This window comes from Methylomonas aurea (assembly GCF_024505045.1).
In the GTDB taxonomy this organism is placed as follows: Bacteria; Pseudomonadota; Gammaproteobacteria; order Methylococcales; family Methylomonadaceae; genus Methylomonas; species Methylomonas aurea.
The window spans coordinates 87,615-103,808 of sequence record NZ_JANIBM010000001.1 but is presented as its reverse complement, the minus strand read 5'-3'; the positions used below and the strand labels follow the sequence as shown (position 1 = coordinate 103,808).

The window sequence follows — 16,194 nt, the reverse complement described above, 5'->3', positions numbered from 1 at the left end:
CCGCTCAAACCCGCAAGCCGCGAACCAGCGTTTTCAGGGTGCGCAAGTCGCCGGTCTCCGCGCCAGGTTCATAACGCAGGCGGATAAAAACCGCCGCAATCCGGTCTATAGCGTCGGCCAAGTCGGGCCGCACGGTCTTGGCGCGTTGCGCCAACGTCTGCGGGCCGTCGCCGGGACCGAAGTCGACGCCCGCTTTCCGCAGTTTGTCGCAAAACTGGCGGTAGGTCAGCAATACCGGGTCGCGCCGTCGCCGATTCGGCCGCAGCAAGCGCCAGGCCAGTAAGCCACTCAACCCGCCCACGCTGAGCAACAGCCAATAACCGAGCTTGACGAAGTCGTCGATACCCAGGCTTTGCAACAAAGCCTTTTGATTGTCGGTATCGTAATTGATAACCCAGCGCTGCCATTGGTAATCGACGTTCTGCCACAGTTGCCGGCCGCGTTGCAGCCAGGTCAAGGTCTTGGCATCCAGTTGAATCGGGCTGAAATTGGCTGCTCCGCTGGCGATCTGCAAATCAACGTTCACACTTTGTTCGATCCGTTCCGGCGCAATCGCGGCGGTGGGGTCGAAACGCACCCAGCCCTTACCGTCCAGCCAGACTTCAGCCCAAGCGTGCGCATCGGCCTGGCGGACCTCCAGAAAACCGCCCACCGTGTTAAATCGGCCGCCTTGGTAGCCGCCGACCACCCGCGCCGGAATTTCGGCGGCCCGCAGCAGATAAACGAAAGCCGTGGCGTAATGGCTGCAAAAACCGGCGCGGCGTTCGAACAGAAAAGTTTCGACCTGGCGTTCCGGCATCGGCTCCGGATTCAAGGTGTAACGAAAATTTTCGCGGTGGAAGTGCTGCAACAGATTGGCGATCAACACCTCCGGCGATGCCTCGGTGCCGCGTAACTGGGCGATCAGATTGCGTATGCGTTCGGAAGGTTTGCCCGGCAATTGCAGATTTTCCCGCCGTTCCGCCGGACTGATACCGCCGGTGTTGTAGGCCGGCGTCGATGAAATCCGATATTCGGCGCGGTCGCCGGGATTTTTGTTGGTGGTTAATTGGTACAACTCGTTGCGGCGCAGGCCGGCGGGAAATGCGCTGGGCAATTCCAGCGCAAACACCCAATTTTGTTTTTGCGGCTCCATCATCAGCGTGTAATCGTAAGCCCTGCCGCCGAACGCCGGCTGATCGGGATTGGCCGCACGGAACAAGGCCGGCGCCGCCTTCCAAGCCGAACCATCGAAAAGGCTATAAACCGGTCCACGCCAATAGCGCTGCGCCGGCGGCGGCAGATCGCCGTCGAACTTGACCCGAAATACCAATTCCGCCGACAAGCTCAATTCGGCGATCGAACCGGGCTCCAGCGTATCGCTCAAGCCGCTTTTGGCTTGATTGTCGGCATCCAGCCAACTCCAGCGTGGGGCTTCCAGCCTTGGGAACAGCACAAACAACACCATGGCAATCGGTAGAGCTTGTACGATCAGCGTCGCTGCGGTTTTCAGCGCCGGAACGGTTTGCGGCGAAACGCTGTTTTGGGTGACCAGCGTCGCTAACAGCACGGTACAAACCAGCAGAATGTAAAGTGCCATCAAAATGCTTTCTTCGTACAAAAACTGCGTTGCGGCGACGACGAAGGCCAGATAAACGATGACGTAGACGTCGCGTTTGCCGCGAATCTCCAGTAATTTCAATCCCAAAGCCACGACAAACAAACCGGTGCCGGCATCGCGGCCGAACACTCCCCGGTGTTGGCTGAAGGCCAGACCAATACCGGCTAGTGTCAACGCAAATAACCCCCACCGGTTCGGCAACCAGGCCGGCCGAGCTATCGCCAGCAGTCGCCATAGCCACATCAATCCGAAAAAGCCGATCAGCAGCGGCGGAACATGCCAGGCATGCGGCAGTGCGATCAGCCCTATCGATCCCGACATGAACCATAACAGGCGTGACGACGGCAGCGCATTCATGGTCAAAACAGCGCCAGTGCTTGCAGGCATTGCCGGTAATGGGTCGTCCCGGTATCCGGCGGAAGACGCAGATTGGGCAGCAGCAGGCCGTAACGCAATCCGGCTTTTTCCGCATCGACGACCCAGCGGCAAAGTTGGCTCAGGCGTTCCTCGCTGTTGTGCCCCGGTGCCTGTTGATAATCCAGCCACAGTTCGCTGGAGCCTGCGCCGGCGTATTGCTTACTGAATACGCCCTGGCCTTTGGCGAAGGTTTTCCAATGGATTTGGCGGATCGCATCGCCGCGTTGGTATGGGCGCAGGCCGTAAAACTCGTCACCCTGGCGCCGGCTCAGGCCCTCTGATAGCTGTCCATCACCGCTTTCCGGAAACGGCAATTGTCGCTTGGCCGGTTTGGGATAGACCAGTAACGGGCTGTCGAAACGCAGCGGTGCCCAGGCTCGAAACAACCCCAACGGATACAAGCTGGAAACGGTCAACGTCCGCGGTTGTAACCAGCCGCGCCGCTCGGTCGCCTGGTATAAGGTGGCGATTCGCGTTTCCGCCGGCGCCAAACTGATGGCCATCTCGCTTTGCAAGGCCAATTGGACGGCGTAACGCCCCTGTCGACCGGGATTGCCGATCTGAAAATTAAAGGCGCCGGCTTGCCCGGCGAACACGGCCGGTTGGCGACCGGCCCTGACGCTCAAGCCGGCCAAGGCTTTGAAGCTGTGCAAAATCGCGACAAAGAAAATGCTGGCCAATAAAAAACCCAATAAATAGGCCAAATTATTGCTGTAGACGAAGCCGACCAGTAATAGCAACACGATCAACAGTACGAATGCCAAGCCGCGTTGGGTCGGCAAGATGAAGATGCGGCGGTGGCCCAACACGATGGGTGCCGAGGTGGGTGCCTCGCCTCGAAAAAAGCGCGACAGCCGAAAGCGGTCTGTTAACGATAGCGGCGCCGAGTTCAATGGACCGATACTTGCGCCAGTATCGGCGCAACGATGCCGACCGAATCGCTGGAACCGGCATTCAAGCGGTGGCCGGCCACGGCCGGCAATACGGCTTGCAGATCTTCCGGCAACACCGCCTGGCGCTTGTCGATGAAGGCCCAGGCCTTGGCCGCAGCCAGTAAACCCAAACCGGCACGCGGCGACAGGCCGTTTACGAAATCCGGTGATTGCCGAGTGTAGGCCAATATGGCTTGCAGATAATCCAGCAAGGCGGGCGAGGCATAAACGCTGGCTGCCGCCTGTTGCAGCTCGACCAGTTGCGCCGGGCTCAAGGCTTCCGCCAGAGCGTTGATCAACAGATGGCGAGGTTGACCCGCTAATAACTCGCGTTCGGCCTGGCGGCTGGGGTAGCCCAGCTCTATCCGCATCAAAAAGCGGTCGACTTGCGATTCCGGCAGCGGAAAGGTACCGATTTGGTTGGTCGGATTTTGGGTAGCGATCACGAAAAACGGCTGCGGCAAAGCGTAGGTCTGGCCTTCCACGGTCACTTGCCGCTCCTCCATCGCTTCCAGTAGCGCGCTTTGCGCCTTAGGCGTGGCGCGGTTGATTTCGTCGGCCAAAATCATTTGTTTGAAGATCGGTCCGGGATGGAACTTGAATTGCTGCTTATGGGTATCGAACACTGTCGAGCCGACGATGTCGGCCGGCAGGATATCGCTGGTGAATTGGATGCGTTGGTATTCCATGCCGAACAAGCGCGCCAAGGTATGCGACAGCGTGGTTTTGCCGACGCCGGGAATGTCTTCGATCAGTAAATGGCCTTTGGCCAGTAGGCAGCAAACGGCAAGCTGAATTTGCCGTTCCTTGCCGAGAATGATCTGGTTGGCGGCGGCGATTAGCCGGTCGAGAGCAACGTCCATCGTGCGAAATACCGTAAGTAGCGATGGATCGAGTATAGACCAGCTTGGTTGCGCCGGCAGGAGCTTCGTTGTATAAACCGGAAGCGGCCGGAATGGGTCGGCCTATCGCCATGCAGCATGCTGCGGAGACTGAAATGAAAGAATATCAAGACGTGCGCGACCAACTGCTGAACATGCTGGAAGAACTCGACGACCGGCTGGGTAAGATAACTGCTGATGTAAAGCATGCCGACCATCCGCTGGACAAGGATTTCTCCGAACAAGCCGTCGAAACCGAAAACGACCAAGTGCTGGACGCCTTGGGGAATGCCGCCCGCGACGAAGTCGAAAAAATCAAGCAGGCCATTTTCAGAATCGATGCCGGCACTTACGGGGTATGCGCTACCTGCGGCGAGCCGATACGCAAGGAGCGGCTGGCGGCGCTGCCGTTCGCCAACCAGTGCCTGCGCTGTGCGGAACGGAGCCAAGGCCGATAAACGACCGTTCGTTTCAAGGTCGCCCCGATTTTAGGCGGGCTGGCCGAATCTACAGCCGTACATCGGCTCAGGGCAATCTTAAACTAGATCAGGGCGGCGTACCGGCGGTAAAAATCAGACTGCTGCTTCGGCTTCGGAAAACCCGAACCACTCGTCGAGTATCTGGTGCACGTCGTCGACTCCGACTTTGTCCAGGGCCGAAAACAATTGTAGGGTCACAACGATATCCACCCGGCTCAAGTCCCGTTGAACTTGCAATAACGTGGTTTTCGCCGCGCCGAATTTGAGCTTGTCGGCCTTGGTCAACAGAATGTGCAGCGGCAATTTGCGGTGCTCGCACCATTCGACCATCTGCCAGTCGAAGTCGGTCAGCGGGTGGCGGATATCCATCACCAACACGATGCCGCACAACGCCTGGCGCTGGTTCAGATAGGTTTCCATCATTTTTTGCCATTCCAGCTTCATCGCTTCCGGAACTTTGGCGTAGCCGTAGCCGGGCAAATCGACCAGTTTGCGCTCCGGATCGACTTGGAAGAAATTCAGCAATTGAGTGCGGCCGGGGGTTTTGCTGACCCGAGCCAACGCATTTTGTCTGACCAGCGTGTTGATTGCGCTGGATTTCCCGGCATTGGAGCGGCCGGCGAACGCAATTTCCTTTCCTTGATCAGGCGGCGCATCCTTCAGTTTAGGGGCGCTGCTGATGAATTTGGCCTGGTGGTAGATCGGATTCATCCAGTCTCGCTTACAGTCATTAAATCGGTTAGAATCCGGGCATTATAGCGCTTGGCGGCAGACGCCCGCGCGCTTTATATCGATCAACTTTTCCTGAACAGGGGCCCATAATGACAAGAAAATTGCTGACTGTTTCCATCTCCTTGGCGTTGGCATCCGCTAGCGGCTACGTCCATGCTCAAGGCAACGCCAGTGCCGGCAAGGCCAAAGCGGCTAGCTGCGCGGGCTGCCACGGTGAGGACGGTAACAGCACCATGCCCAGCTTCCCGAAGTTGGCCGGCCAACATCAAGGGTATCTGGCCAAGCAATTGCACGCTTTTAAAAACGGTTCCCGTAACTCGCCGATGATGGCGCCGTTGGCGGCCGGCCTAGACGACCAGGCCATTCAGGAAATCGCCGCCTACTATGCCGGCAACAAGATTTCTGCCAATCCGGCCCCAACACTGCCCGCCGGCGATGACGACGACGCTCCGGCCAAAACCGAGGAACAGAAAAAAGCCGAACTGGCGGCGTTGATTGCTCAGGGCAGCGACCTGTACCGCAACGGCAACCTGAGCCGCGAAGTCTCGGCCTGCGTCGCCTGCCACGGCCCTTATGCCGAAGGCAACAAGCCGGCCTCGTTCCCGTCGCTGCACTCGCAACATGCCGATTATCTGATCAAAACCCTGACCGATTTCAAAACCGGCGCTCGCAGCAACAACCGCGAAAACATGATGCACATGATCGCTACCAAAATGACCGACGAAGACATCAAGGCGGTGTCTTACTACATCTCGACGATGAAGTAAGCCCCCAGGCGCTGCTCTCCGGCCAGCGGTATAGTCCCTGGTGGAGGATGTAATGTAAAAAGCCGGTCGCGCTGGGCTCTGCGGCAAGTGCTGTTACAGGATGGTTATTCGGTTCCGGTCTACAGCGGCCGGATTTACAAGCCGATAGCCGCTTCGGCGCGGAGCCATCTTTGTCGGAATTACTTTTACGGAGAACTTTGATGTTAAAAATTATTGCGTTGCTCGGGCTGTTGGGATTATCCACGTTGGCGAATGCGGAGGGCGGCTACGATCCGGTCTCGCCGGCGCAACCGGTGCAAAATCCTGCTAAAGTCGAAGTGATCGAATTTTTTTGGTACGGCTGCCCGCATTGCTACAGCCTGGAGCCGGCAATGGTCGAATGGCTGAAAACCAAGCCGGCCAACGTAGAGTTCATCCGCCAACCGGCGGTATTCAGCGAGTTGTGGGGCAAGCACGCTAAAGCTTATTACACCGCAGAAGCCCTGGGTGTACTGGATAAGGTGCATGCCGACCTATTCAACACCATCCAAGAAGCTCTTCGAGACAAAAAGCCGGCTCTAACAGACGAAAGCGACTTGGCGAAGTTTTTTGCCGAACACGGCGTGAAGGACGAAGATTTCCGCGCGGCATATAACTCGTTCCTGGTCGACGCCAAATTGCGCCAAGCCGAATCGATCGGGCCGCGCTACGGCATTACCGGCGTACCTTCGCTGGTGGTCAACGGCAAATACAAAGTGACCGCACAATCGGCCAAATCGCAGGCCAACATGCTGAATGTGGTCAACCAGCTAATCGCGCAGGAAAGTCCCAAGAAATAATGCCCCAATTACCTCGCGCATCTCACAGGGATGTGGGCAATCGCGCCGGAATCGTAGGCTTCGCAATTTCGGCGATAGTCTATAATTCAACCGGTAAAAGTTTCGATATTGAGGCGTGATTCATGGTTTTTTTCAAGAACAAGGAAGAAGGGCCGGAAAAGTGGAAGGAGAAATATCTCCGGCTATTGGATGACCAGGAACAAAGCGAAAAGCAGTTCAAAGCCAACGAAGAATTGCTCTGCAAGACCATCGTTCGTTTCGCATTGGCGGTGAAAGGCCTTAACCGGCAACTGGACCCGCACTTGAATCGGATCCGTAACCTGCTGAAAGGCGGCCTGCAGAGCCAACAACTGCAAAAAGAACTGACCGCATTTTCCGCTGCGCTGGCGAAACTGGAAGACTCGGCGGAAACCAATCTCGCCGATGCCGCACTGCTATTCGAATTTCTGGGTAAGCAGTACCCGTTCCTGCAAGACCGTCTCGACGAAATCCGAGATGGCTACGAAAACCGCAAGTTTGCCAATAACCAAGGTTTATTTTTGGCGTTGCTGGAACTGATCGAAGCCGAAAGCAAACCGCAATTGCCGCAAACACTCGGCATCGAACTGGCGCCAGGCGATACCGACGTCAACGCCATTCACATTCAGCTGATCCGGTTGCTGGACAATGCCGAGATCCCGCAATTTTTTGCCGCCGACGCCGAGCAGTTGAAACAGCGGATCCAAAGCGAACGGCAACCGTTGAGCCGCGTGTTCGACGACACCATCAGTTTGCTGCTGTCGATAAAAAAGCATCTGGAAGCCGAACAACGCGAAATGGCGATGTTCCTGGCTGCATTGACCGAACAGTTGACCGAACTCGGCATCAAAGCCACCGGCGTCAACTCCGCCACCGAAAACAGCCTGAAAAAGCGTAACCTGCTGGACCGTTCGGTCTCCGAGCAGATCCAGGAATTGAAGGAAAGAACCGAAAGCGCCACCCAACTGGAGCCGCTGAAGCAAGTCGTCAGCAGTCGGCTTAGCGCCATCAGCGAACAAATTCAGCAACATAACCAACGTGAGCAGCAGGAACGCGATCGGGTCCGACAGGAGATGCGGGCCTTGACGGCCAAATTGAAGGAAATGGAATCCGAATCCGGCGAATTGCGCTCACGGCTGGACGCCGCGCAGCAGCGGGCGACCCGCGACCCCTTAACCGGCTTGCCGAATCGTTTGGCGCTCGAGGACCGGCTCGCCGACGAAATCGCGCGTTGCAAACGGTATAAATCGGCGTTAACCATGATCGTTTGGGACGTGGATTTGTTCAAGACCATCAACGACACTTACGGCCATAAATCAGGCGATAAGGCCTTAGCGATCATTGGCAAGTTACTGTCCGAGCATTGCCGACAGACCGACTTCGTCTCCCGCTTCGGCGGCGAGGAGTTCGTGATGCTGTTACCGGATACCGACGCCGCGGCCGGTTTACAAGTTGCGGAGAAACTGCGCGGCACGGTTGAAAACTGCAGTTTCAACGCCAACGGCAACAAAGTGAATATCACACTGTCCTGCGGCCTGAGCCAATACCGCGACGGCGACACTACCGAATCGTTATTCGAGCGCGCCGATGCTGGCTTGTACAAGGCCAAGCAATCCGGTCGCAATTGCTGCATCGTGGTTTAAGGCGCTAGCGCGATGGCAATCCATTCCCCCTATTCGGCTCCGGCCGATATCGAAAAATTCCTGTACAAACTGGTCATCCAGCTTTTGATATTCAGTCAAGGCAGCCACAAATTACTGGAACCGCACTTGGTGACGATAGGCGCCAAATTACGCGGCGGCGCAAACCTGCACGACTTGTTGCAGGAATTGCAGTCGGTCTCGAAAACGCTGTTGCAGATTTCCAAGCAAAGCAAGGAAGAGTACGAAGCAGACAGCACGGTTTCCGGCCATACCCAGCAAGAATATGTACTGCAGCGCCTGGACGAATTGTTGGCCGAAGCCGAGGTCCCGCTACGCTTCGAGCAGCAAACCACGATACTGAAACAGCGAATCCGCGCCCGGCAAACCGGACATGCCTACAAAAGAGTGATCGATTCGGCGATCGAATTGCTACTGAACATCAAAGACTACGGCGCGGCGGAACGAAAAGATCTCGACTTGTTTCTGACGGATTTGACCGGCCAGCTCAACGAAATCGAACAACACGCCGAAAGCGCAGGTGAGGCCAACAAACTGTCGATCGACAATCGGCATATGTTGAGCCACGAGATTTCCCGCCAGGTCGGCGATTTGAAGGATTCCGCGCAATCGGCGGAAGAACTGGCCGAATTGAAAACCCAGACTAGCGAGCATCTCGATCGCCTGCTGGAGCAATTGCTCGAACACAAACAAATGGAAGACGAGCGCCAACTCGAAGCGCAAAAGAAAATCGAGATGATGACGCAAAAACTCCAGGCCTTGGAAACCGAGACCGAAACTCTGCGCACCAAACTGAAAATCGAACACGACAAAGCCTTGTGCGATTCGCTGACCGGTCTGCCCAACCGCTTGGCCTACAACAACCGGGTGGAAATGGAGGCCAATCGCTGGAAACGCTACCAGGCGCCGCTGGCTTTGGTGATTTGGGATATCGACCACTTCAAGCAAATTAACGACAACTATGGCCATAAAGCCGGCGACAAAACCCTGGCATTGGTCGGCCAGTTGTTGTCGAGCAACTGCCGTGAAACCGATTTCGTTGCACGTTACGGCGGCGAAGAATTTGTGATGCTGATGCCGAATACTCGCGAAGATCAGGCCCTGGAAGTCGCGGAAACCATCCGCGACATCATCCAGCACTCAGGCTTTCATTCCAACGGCGAAGACATCAATCTGACGTTGAGTTGCGGCGTCAGCGGATTCAAGGAAGGCGATCTGCACGATGACGTATTCGTACGAGCAGATCAAGCGCTGTACCGCTCCAAACAACTGGGACGCAACCGTTGCACTTTATTTACCGACGACCTCGGCTAATACTGGGAAAGCGCTACCTGAGCTATCTAACGTAATTGCCGGGCGGCGAAATGGAGTTAATTGAAGAAGAAAGGATAGCGCGCGGAACGGTAAGGCCGGGTAGCAGCGAGGCAACGATCGAATACGGTAATGGCCTGGTCGCAGGAAATGACCTCTTGTTGGCTATCCAGAATGTAGTGCGCCAGATTCAGAATGCACTTCCAATGTCGGCGGTCGTCGATAAAGCGGAAAGCTTCGGCCAGCAAATCCTGCATTTTCTTCTCGCGTTCGGTACGGCAGGAAATGAAGCACTCCAAATAGCTCGAAGCTTTTTCCAGGTCGCTGTATCCCCCGTAGTTGTGCAAGGCATTGAAATTGACCAGATTGAGGTTGAAAACCTCATCGTCGCGTATCGCCACGTATTTGGCTTCGGCCAAGGGTCCGGCCAGCAGATTCACCACATCGGCTTCATAAGCCCGCTGGCAACTATGCTGTGGCTGCTCGGCAAACGTCGAAAAACTCTCGACTACGGCGATCGGCAAATTTTGGATCAGATTGCCGTCCACGACTTTGGCAAAAAATTGATGTCTATCATCGCCGGGCCGCCGGACATGGATTTCGAAAAATACCGGCGGTAATTGCTTTTGCCGGTTGCTGAGATAAATGGCCGCGGCGTGGCCGGCCTCGTGAAAAGCGGTGCGTAAATCCAATTCGGCTGGATGCACGAAAGTAGACAGCGAAGACTGGTAGTTTCTTTCCATAATGACGACCTCATCCAAAAAAAGATGCGGCGCAGAGGCCGCATTGAGGAAGGATATTAAAACTCTTTACCCTTTAGGAGAGGGAGCGCATACATAAGAGTTATACATAGTCTAATGGCCGGCTCGGCGTTTGAGAATGTGACAAATTGCCGCGCGGCAAACTGTCGCTTAACGCCGTCGGGTTTTGAAACGCCGCACTCCAGGGCGCATCGCCTTGCCAGGCAGAACACTAGCATTAAACATTAGCGTTCTTCGATTTTCCGATCCAAAATGGCAAAGACAACGCCGCCAGGTACGCCAACCATGTCACTAATTGCTGGTTATGAAAGGTATAACTCAGTGCGACCGGCAAACCTTCGGCAATACCGGGATGAGCCTGAATAAAATCCCGGCCAACCATAAATGCTAAACTCTCTCCGATCACCATGCCGACTATCGCGAAACTCAGCAGGTAAGCGAGTAGATAGTCGCGTTTGGAACTAAATTCCCAACCGATCAAGTCGTCGAACGCCAATAAGCCGCTGGTCGCTTTACCTAGATTTAGCCGCCGGCATGCAATCAGCGCGACCAAACCAATAACCGGAATCGAAAACTGCTCGATCGGGAAGCTCAAATAACGGCCATTGACCGCCAATCCGTAAGTTTTGTAGAGCGCCAAGCCGATAAAAATCAGATACGCAGAACGCAACGCCTTCGCCAGCGGCAGAGTGCCGGACTGTCCCCCCAGAATTTGCCGCGCCCGGCACAGCAATAAGCCGGCGATTAGCGCGTTAGCCACGACCATGAATGCGGTGTACAACCTTTGCCAATCGCTGTAGCTGGTATACCAAAGAAAATCGGCCAGCGTGACCAGACAGGCACTAAAAGTCTGAACCATCGCCAACACCAGCAATAATCTCGGCCAGGGCAAGGCCTGCAGATTTTTAAAATAAATGCCGACCACCGCCAGACCGAGCAAAATGGCCGCCGCCAAACGCCATGGCCAGTTCGGCGTTTCCAACACCGGCCCGGTCAACGGAAACACCGGTTTGCGGGAAGCGGAGAACAAGCCCCAGTTGGCGCCGACCACGCCTTCCAGTTCGCTTTTCCAGGGCTGGTTGAAGGCCTCGACGATGTTGTAATCGAAATTATGGCGCTTGGCGACCTGAATCATGCCGCGGATGAACTTGGCCTCGTTGACCACGCTCGGCACGGCCAAACCGCGTTGGCGGCCGGCACTGGGCCAACCGGACTCGCCGATCAGAATCGGTTTGCCGGGTGCGATGCCGCGCGCTTCGTCTTCGACTTGCTTGACGATTTTCTCCAAATGTTGCGTCGCATTTTCGACTGAAATCGGCTCGTCTTCCCAATAGGGCAGAATATGAATGGTGATGAAATCGACCTCATTAATCAGTTGCGGATGCTTCATGTACATCGACCAGACGTCGGCATAAGACACCGGCTGCTTGACTGCCTGCTTTACGGCGCGGATGTAACCGATCAGACGATCGACGTCCATTTCGCCGCGTAACAAGACTTCGTTACCGACGATGACCCGCTTCACCACATCCGGATTCGCATTCGCCGATTTGATCAACGCTTCCATTTCCCGTTGGTTGTCCAGATAAATCGCGTCGATCCAGCAGCCTTGAATCATCTGCAAACCGTATTTTCGCGCCAATTCAGGAGTGGGTTGCATGCCGCCCAGGCTGGAATAGGTGCGGATGGTTTCGGTTTTATCCGCCAGCAGGCGCAAATCTTCGTCGACGTGCTCGGGCAACGGAAATTTTTCCAGCAACGGACTAAAGCCTTCGCGGAACGGGGCAAACGACAGGCTCATCAGCTTGCCGGCGGGAACGTCGGTGCCGGCATCCTGCGGACGGTTGTCCAACCAGGCGTAGCCGGCGTGAACTGATAAAATTAAGATCAAACAAAGCAGGAATCGAATGCTGGGCATAATTTTCGCGGGCTGAATTAACTGACAAAAATGTTGTCCACCGATTAGCAAAAATCGCCGGATATGGAATTATAAAGTATTAGCCAACCGGTCCGGTTGCAACCTTGGTTCGGCTATGGCAGCCGGGCGAGGAGCCGGTAAATTTGTTAAATAATTTCTGTACTTTACCCATGGGTTCTGGTTACAGTATCGCGCTTTTTCTGATGTTCGGATGCCTTGTCGAGCTATCCGCTAATTTGTCTGTTTTATGAGGTTTTGTATGCATAAAAAGGTTATCCCCATGCTGTGTGGCGCCATGTTGCTGTCCGGTTCGCAGTGGGTTTTGGCGGCGGCGGACAAGCTACCGGCGAGCACTAACGTCAAATTGGGGGCAGCGGAAGAATTTTGTTCTGAATTTACCGATCCGAAGTGGCGCGAAGCGCAAGTGATCGACGGTGTGGACATTCAGGAATCGCGGATGTGCAATCCGGACAACCCTGCGGAAATCGCGGCGTTCGTCAAGGGCACCAACAATATTTCCATGGCGACGCTGATGGAGACCCAATTGGCTGCCGACGCCATCACCGTCAGTAACGACATGGACGGCGACGGCGATCCGGACCATTACATTATCAAATTGGAAATCGCCGAACTGAACGGCCATTCGCCGGACATGAAGGAGCCGACCACGACTTTCGACATTGCTCCCGGCATCCAGCCCACGTTCTGGGTTTATGCCCCCAAAACCCGCGACATGTCGACGCTGAGCCTGTACGAACCGGTGGCCAACCCACTGTTGCGGGCACCGTCGCCGGTGATCCGGGTCGAGCAAGGCGATATCGTCTGGATTGTGCTGGAAAACAGTCACTATTTCCCGCATTCGATTCACTTGCACGGTATTGACCATCCTTACATGGACCATAGCGGCGAAGGCAACGACGGCGTCGGCCAAACCGGGCAAATGGACGTGATGCCAGGCCAAAGCAAAACCTATGTGATCAAACCGCGCCAACCGGGCACGATGTACTACCATTGCCACGTACAGCCGCACACGCACATTCCGATGGGCCTGCAAGGTATATTTGTGGTTGAGGAAAACCGGCCCAATAACTGGGTCCAGGTGTTCAACGTCGGTGCCGGCCATGTCCGCCACCCGTCGGTAGCGGTCAAGGAAAAATACGCGGCCGAATATGACCTGCACTACCAATCTGCGGACAAGGAACTACACGAAATGGTGCGTTCCGCCAACGACCCGCGCATCATCGCCCGCCGCATGAATCAGGAATTCGATATTACCGAAGCCAAGCCGGATTACTTCATGCTGAACGGTCGTTCCTTCCCGTATACCTTGCGCGAGTCGTTGATCCTGATGGAAGAGAACAAGAAGGTCAAAATCCGCGTTCTGAACGGCCACGAGGAAGAGTTCGCGTTGCACATCCACGGCCATAAACCGATGGTGACGCATTACGACGGCGTCGATAACGGCCCTTCCTCTTACATCAAACGCGACGTGCACGGTATGGTGCCGGCACAGCGACTCGATCTGGAACTTAGCGGCGTCGACGATGGCTTGAACAGTTTCGGCCAAGGCGTCTGGATGTTTCACGACCACGTCGAAAAATCGTTCACCACCAACGGCGTTGGCGAAGGCGGCGACATCAGCTTGGTGGTTTACAAAGGCTACATGGATGAGCGCGGCATTCCCAAAGTCCACGGCATGAGTCTGGCGCCGTATTTCACCAAGGAATTCTGGCAAGGCAAATACCCGGCCTGGCAGGATTACGACGCTTGGAAAAGCCTGGGCTTGCCGGACATTTCCAACAAAAAACAAGCAGCGTTCGTGCCGCCGCCGCCCGCACCGGCTAAAGCCGATGCCGCAACCCAAACTGCCGCGGCCGAACAATCCTCATTCTTCGGGCAGTTGTTTAGCGGCCTGATTTTGGGCGGCTTGGCGTATGCCGGTTTTGCCAATCGGCAACGCATCATGGCGCTGTTCGGAAAAAAGTAAAGCGAACCAGCCGATAAAAACGCGCCGGTGTCAGGTCCGTCTCGGCACCGGCGTTTTGTTTTCAGCCGATATAGTATTGGCGCATCATGCCCAAATCCTCGTGCTCCAGATTGTGGCAGTGGTACAAGAACAACCCCTTGTAATCCTGGAACGGCTTGATGATGCTCACTTCCTCGCCCGGCATCACCAATACCGTGTCTTTCCAGCCCGAATCGATAAAACCGTCTTTCACCGTCGCATAATCTGCAGCTTTGGTGTTGGCGCCGTTGCGGGACAGGATCTGGTACTGTTGGCCATGCAGGTGTATCGGGTGGGCCATGTCCATCATCATGCCCCCCATTCCCTGACCGCCAGGCTCTTCCCCGTCGTGACTGCGGCCGCCGCGGCGCATGCCGCCCATCCTGCCCATGCCCATACCGCCGCCGTGTTCCCCTTCAGATCCGTCGTGGTCGTGGAAAATCCTGATTTTCTTGATCGAGCCGAGCGCCACCCTCTCGTAATCCATGACCCTATCCATCGAGAACGACAGGCCGTTCAATAGCGGCCGCATATGGCGAATGGACAAGGCAATCGGGATCGGGTTGTCCCGGTTGTCGACGTCAGCTTCGCTCAGGCGCTGAAACGGCACCAGGGTTTTCGGTAACTTCGGCGAGTCGGCAACTCTTTCGTTGACCTTGAAAACTGCGATCGGAAATTTCGCGCCTTGCGCCAACTTGCCATGCATCATGCCCATGCCGCCATGCATCCCCGGCAAGGCGCCGGAATAGGGCAAGCTGTATAAGGTCAAGCGCGAACCGACGGCTCTGCCGCTGAAATCCAGCCACAAATCGACTCGCTCGCCCGGCGCCAACATGATGTAAGGTCGAGTTTCCGGCTGTGCCAGCAATCCGGCATCGGTGCCGATCGCAGTCAATGGCGTGCCGTCGTCCCAGCCCAGTTTGTAGATCCTGGAATTGGATCCGTTAACGGCGCGAAACCGGTATGCACGGGATTTGACGTTGAATTCAGCCTGCGGCTTACCGTTGACCAATATCATGTCGCCTAGAAAGCCCATCATCCGCTCCGGCATCGCATGCAGATATTGCAATTGGTTGTGCTGGTCGAAACGCCGGTCTTGAATGACTAGCGGCAGATCGAATTCGCCGCGCGGCAAATCGAGTTTCGCTTCGTCGGCGTCGTTGACCACGATCAAGCCGGCCAAGCCGCGATAGACCTGTTCAGCCGTCAAGTCGTGGGCGTGTGAATGGTACAAACTGGTACCCGCCCGGTTAAGGACTTCGAATTCGTACACATATTGCTCGCCGGGCTGTATCGAATACATTGGGTGGCCGTCGCTGTGCTGCGGCACATGCAGGCCGTGCCAATGAATGATGGAGGGTTCCTGCAGGCGGTTGTTGAAAAATATCCGCACCTTCTGACCTTGCTGCAAATTCAGGATCGGACCGAGATAATTGTCCGGCAGTGCCCGCAATGTGCTGGTCGGCCCCTTCAATAGCGAGGCGCTGTAGGTTTGCACCCGGGTCGCCGGGCCACCTTCAAACACGCGTGCTTGCGACGCTTGTGCCGAAAACTCGATTTCGACATCGGCAACAAATCCCGGCGTGGCTTTACGCAGCAAACTGCTGCCGGTTGCCGCCGACAGCCGCGGCAATGCCGCGAGGGCGGCACCGGCTGCTGAAACTTGCAAAAATCGCCGTCTGTTGTAGTTGGTTTGATGCGACATAGCTACTCCCCTCCCCGTGTTGGCCCGTTAAATAAGCTCATTGTTATAGGGCTTCAACATACTCCAAATTCCAGTGCCCAACAACTTGCCTTTACTGGCGACCGGTGGCCCGAGCCAAGCCGATCACAATCCGGAATTGGGTGTTAGAATGCTCGGCGATCGATACGCAATCGCCCCAACCGGGCCAAA

At 55.8% G+C, this 16,194-nt stretch carries 13 protein-coding genes; 6 read left to right on the top strand and 7 right to left on the bottom strand.

Annotation, left to right across the window (positions count from 1 at the left end):
* Nucleotides 1-4: 4 nt before the first annotated feature.
* The 3 genes from NP603_RS00425 to NP603_RS00415 all read right to left on the bottom strand — a co-directional run bounded on the left by NP603_RS00425 (nt 5) and on the right by NP603_RS00415 (nt 3,812).
* A complete protein-coding gene (locus NP603_RS00425) occupies nt 5-1,987 on the bottom strand; it encodes a transglutaminase TgpA family protein (protein ID WP_256608942.1) in 1,983 nt (660 codons plus the stop codon).
* On the bottom strand, nt 1,960-2,826 hold the full coding sequence (locus NP603_RS00420) for a DUF58 domain-containing protein (RefSeq protein WP_256608941.1): 867 nt from the start codon (nt 2,824-2,826) through the stop codon (nt 1,960-1,962). Before NP603_RS00420 ends, NP603_RS00425 begins: the two co-directional genes overlap by 28 nt.
* 80 nt (nt 2,827-2,906) lie before the next feature.
* Nucleotides 2,907-3,812 (bottom strand): AAA family ATPase, encoded by a 906-nt coding sequence (locus NP603_RS00415; protein ID WP_256608940.1) that lies wholly within the window; start codon nt 3,810-3,812, stop codon nt 2,907-2,909.
* A gap of 134 nt (nt 3,813-3,946) precedes the next feature.
* Here NP603_RS00415 and NP603_RS00410 point away from each other — a divergent pair, with 134 nt between their 5' ends.
* Nucleotides 3,947-4,288 (top strand): TraR/DksA family transcriptional regulator, encoded by a 342-nt coding sequence (locus tag NP603_RS00410; RefSeq protein WP_256608939.1) that lies wholly within the window; start codon nt 3,947-3,949, stop codon nt 4,286-4,288.
* Between the two features lie 114 nt (nt 4,289-4,402).
* On the opposite strand, the gene yihA is transcribed toward NP603_RS00410, so the two are convergent.
* Nucleotides 4,403-5,020, bottom strand: coding sequence for a ribosome biogenesis GTP-binding protein YihA/YsxC (gene yihA, locus NP603_RS00405; protein WP_256608938.1), 618 nt, complete (start codon nt 5,018-5,020; stop codon nt 4,403-4,405).
* A gap of 110 nt (nt 5,021-5,130) precedes the next feature.
* On the opposite strand from yihA, the gene NP603_RS00400 reads away from it, so the two are divergent.
* From NP603_RS00400 to NP603_RS00385, 4 genes are all read left to right on the top strand, one after another.
* Nucleotides 5,131-5,808, top strand: coding sequence for a c-type cytochrome (locus NP603_RS00400; RefSeq protein ID WP_256608937.1), 678 nt, complete (start codon nt 5,131-5,133; stop codon nt 5,806-5,808).
* 200 nt (nt 5,809-6,008) lie between these two features.
* The gene (locus NP603_RS00395) at nt 6,009-6,626 is read left to right on the top strand and encodes a thiol:disulfide interchange protein DsbA/DsbL (protein WP_256608936.1); all 618 of its coding nucleotides are present in this window, start codon (nt 6,009-6,011) and stop codon (nt 6,624-6,626) included.
* A gap of 122 nt (nt 6,627-6,748) precedes the next feature.
* Entirely contained in the window at nt 6,749-8,287 is a 1,539-nt protein-coding gene (locus tag NP603_RS00390) for a GGDEF domain-containing protein (RefSeq protein WP_256608935.1), read from the top strand.
* A 12-nt stretch (nt 8,288-8,299) separates the two neighbouring features.
* Nucleotides 8,300-9,619 (top strand): GGDEF domain-containing protein, encoded by a 1,320-nt coding sequence (locus tag NP603_RS00385; protein ID WP_256608934.1) that lies wholly within the window; start codon nt 8,300-8,302, stop codon nt 9,617-9,619.
* Between the two features lie 56 nt (nt 9,620-9,675).
* On the opposite strand, the gene NP603_RS00380 is transcribed toward NP603_RS00385, so the two are convergent.
* Together NP603_RS00380 and NP603_RS00375 are read right to left on the bottom strand one after the other, a co-directional pair.
* On the bottom strand, nt 9,676-10,359 hold the full coding sequence (locus tag NP603_RS00380; RefSeq protein WP_256608933.1) for a hypothetical protein: 684 nt from the start codon (nt 10,357-10,359) through the stop codon (nt 9,676-9,678).
* A gap of 235 nt (nt 10,360-10,594) precedes the next feature.
* Nucleotides 10,595-12,295 carry a glycoside hydrolase family 17 protein gene (locus NP603_RS00375; RefSeq protein ID WP_256608932.1) on the bottom strand — a complete coding sequence of 567 codons (1,701 nt, stop codon included), beginning with the start codon at nt 12,293-12,295 and terminating at the stop codon, nt 10,595-10,597.
* Nucleotides 12,296-12,554: 259 nt separating this feature from the next.
* Here NP603_RS00375 and NP603_RS00370 point away from each other — a divergent pair, with 259 nt between their 5' ends.
* Nucleotides 12,555-14,282, top strand: coding sequence for a multicopper oxidase domain-containing protein (locus tag NP603_RS00370; protein ID WP_256608931.1), 1,728 nt, complete (start codon nt 12,555-12,557; stop codon nt 14,280-14,282).
* Nucleotides 14,283-14,343: 61 nt separating this feature from the next.
* Here NP603_RS00370 and NP603_RS00365 read toward each other — a convergent pair whose 3' ends face one another.
* Nucleotides 14,344-16,005 carry a multicopper oxidase family protein gene (locus NP603_RS00365; protein ID WP_256608930.1) on the bottom strand — a complete coding sequence of 554 codons (1,662 nt, stop codon included), beginning with the start codon at nt 16,003-16,005 and terminating at the stop codon, nt 14,344-14,346.
* Nucleotides 16,006-16,194 lie beyond the last annotated feature (189 nt).

What these genes read in the sequence shown, in the direction of transcription:
- yihA (WP_256608938.1), bottom strand. Translation starts at nt 5,020, where the DNA reads ATGAATCCGATCTACCACCAGGCCAAATTCATCAGCAGCGCCCCTAAA.
- NP603_RS00425 (WP_256608942.1), bottom strand. Translation starts at nt 1,987, where the DNA reads ATGCCTGCAAGCACTGGCGCTGTTTTGACCATGAATGCGCTGCCGTCG.
- NP603_RS00395 (WP_256608936.1), top strand. Translation starts at nt 6,009, where the DNA reads ATGTTAAAAATTATTGCGTTGCTCGGGCTGTTGGGATTATCCACGTTG.
- NP603_RS00365 (WP_256608930.1), bottom strand. Translation starts at nt 16,005, where the DNA reads ATGTCGCATCAAACCAACTACAACAGACGGCGATTTTTGCAAGTTTCA.
- NP603_RS00390 (WP_256608935.1), top strand. Translation starts at nt 6,749, where the DNA reads ATGGTTTTTTTCAAGAACAAGGAAGAAGGGCCGGAAAAGTGGAAGGAG.
- NP603_RS00375 (WP_256608932.1), bottom strand. Translation starts at nt 12,295, where the DNA reads ATGCCCAGCATTCGATTCCTGCTTTGTTTGATCTTAATTTTATCAGTT.
- NP603_RS00370 (WP_256608931.1), top strand. Translation starts at nt 12,555, where the DNA reads ATGCATAAAAAGGTTATCCCCATGCTGTGTGGCGCCATGTTGCTGTCC.
- NP603_RS00385 (WP_256608934.1), top strand. Translation starts at nt 8,300, where the DNA reads ATGGCAATCCATTCCCCCTATTCGGCTCCGGCCGATATCGAAAAATTC.
- NP603_RS00380 (WP_256608933.1), bottom strand. Translation starts at nt 10,359, where the DNA reads ATGGAAAGAAACTACCAGTCTTCGCTGTCTACTTTCGTGCATCCAGCC.
- NP603_RS00415 (WP_256608940.1), bottom strand. Translation starts at nt 3,812, where the DNA reads ATGGACGTTGCTCTCGACCGGCTAATCGCCGCCGCCAACCAGATCATT.
- NP603_RS00400 (WP_256608937.1), top strand. Translation starts at nt 5,131, where the DNA reads ATGACAAGAAAATTGCTGACTGTTTCCATCTCCTTGGCGTTGGCATCC.
- NP603_RS00410 (WP_256608939.1), top strand. Translation starts at nt 3,947, where the DNA reads ATGAAAGAATATCAAGACGTGCGCGACCAACTGCTGAACATGCTGGAA.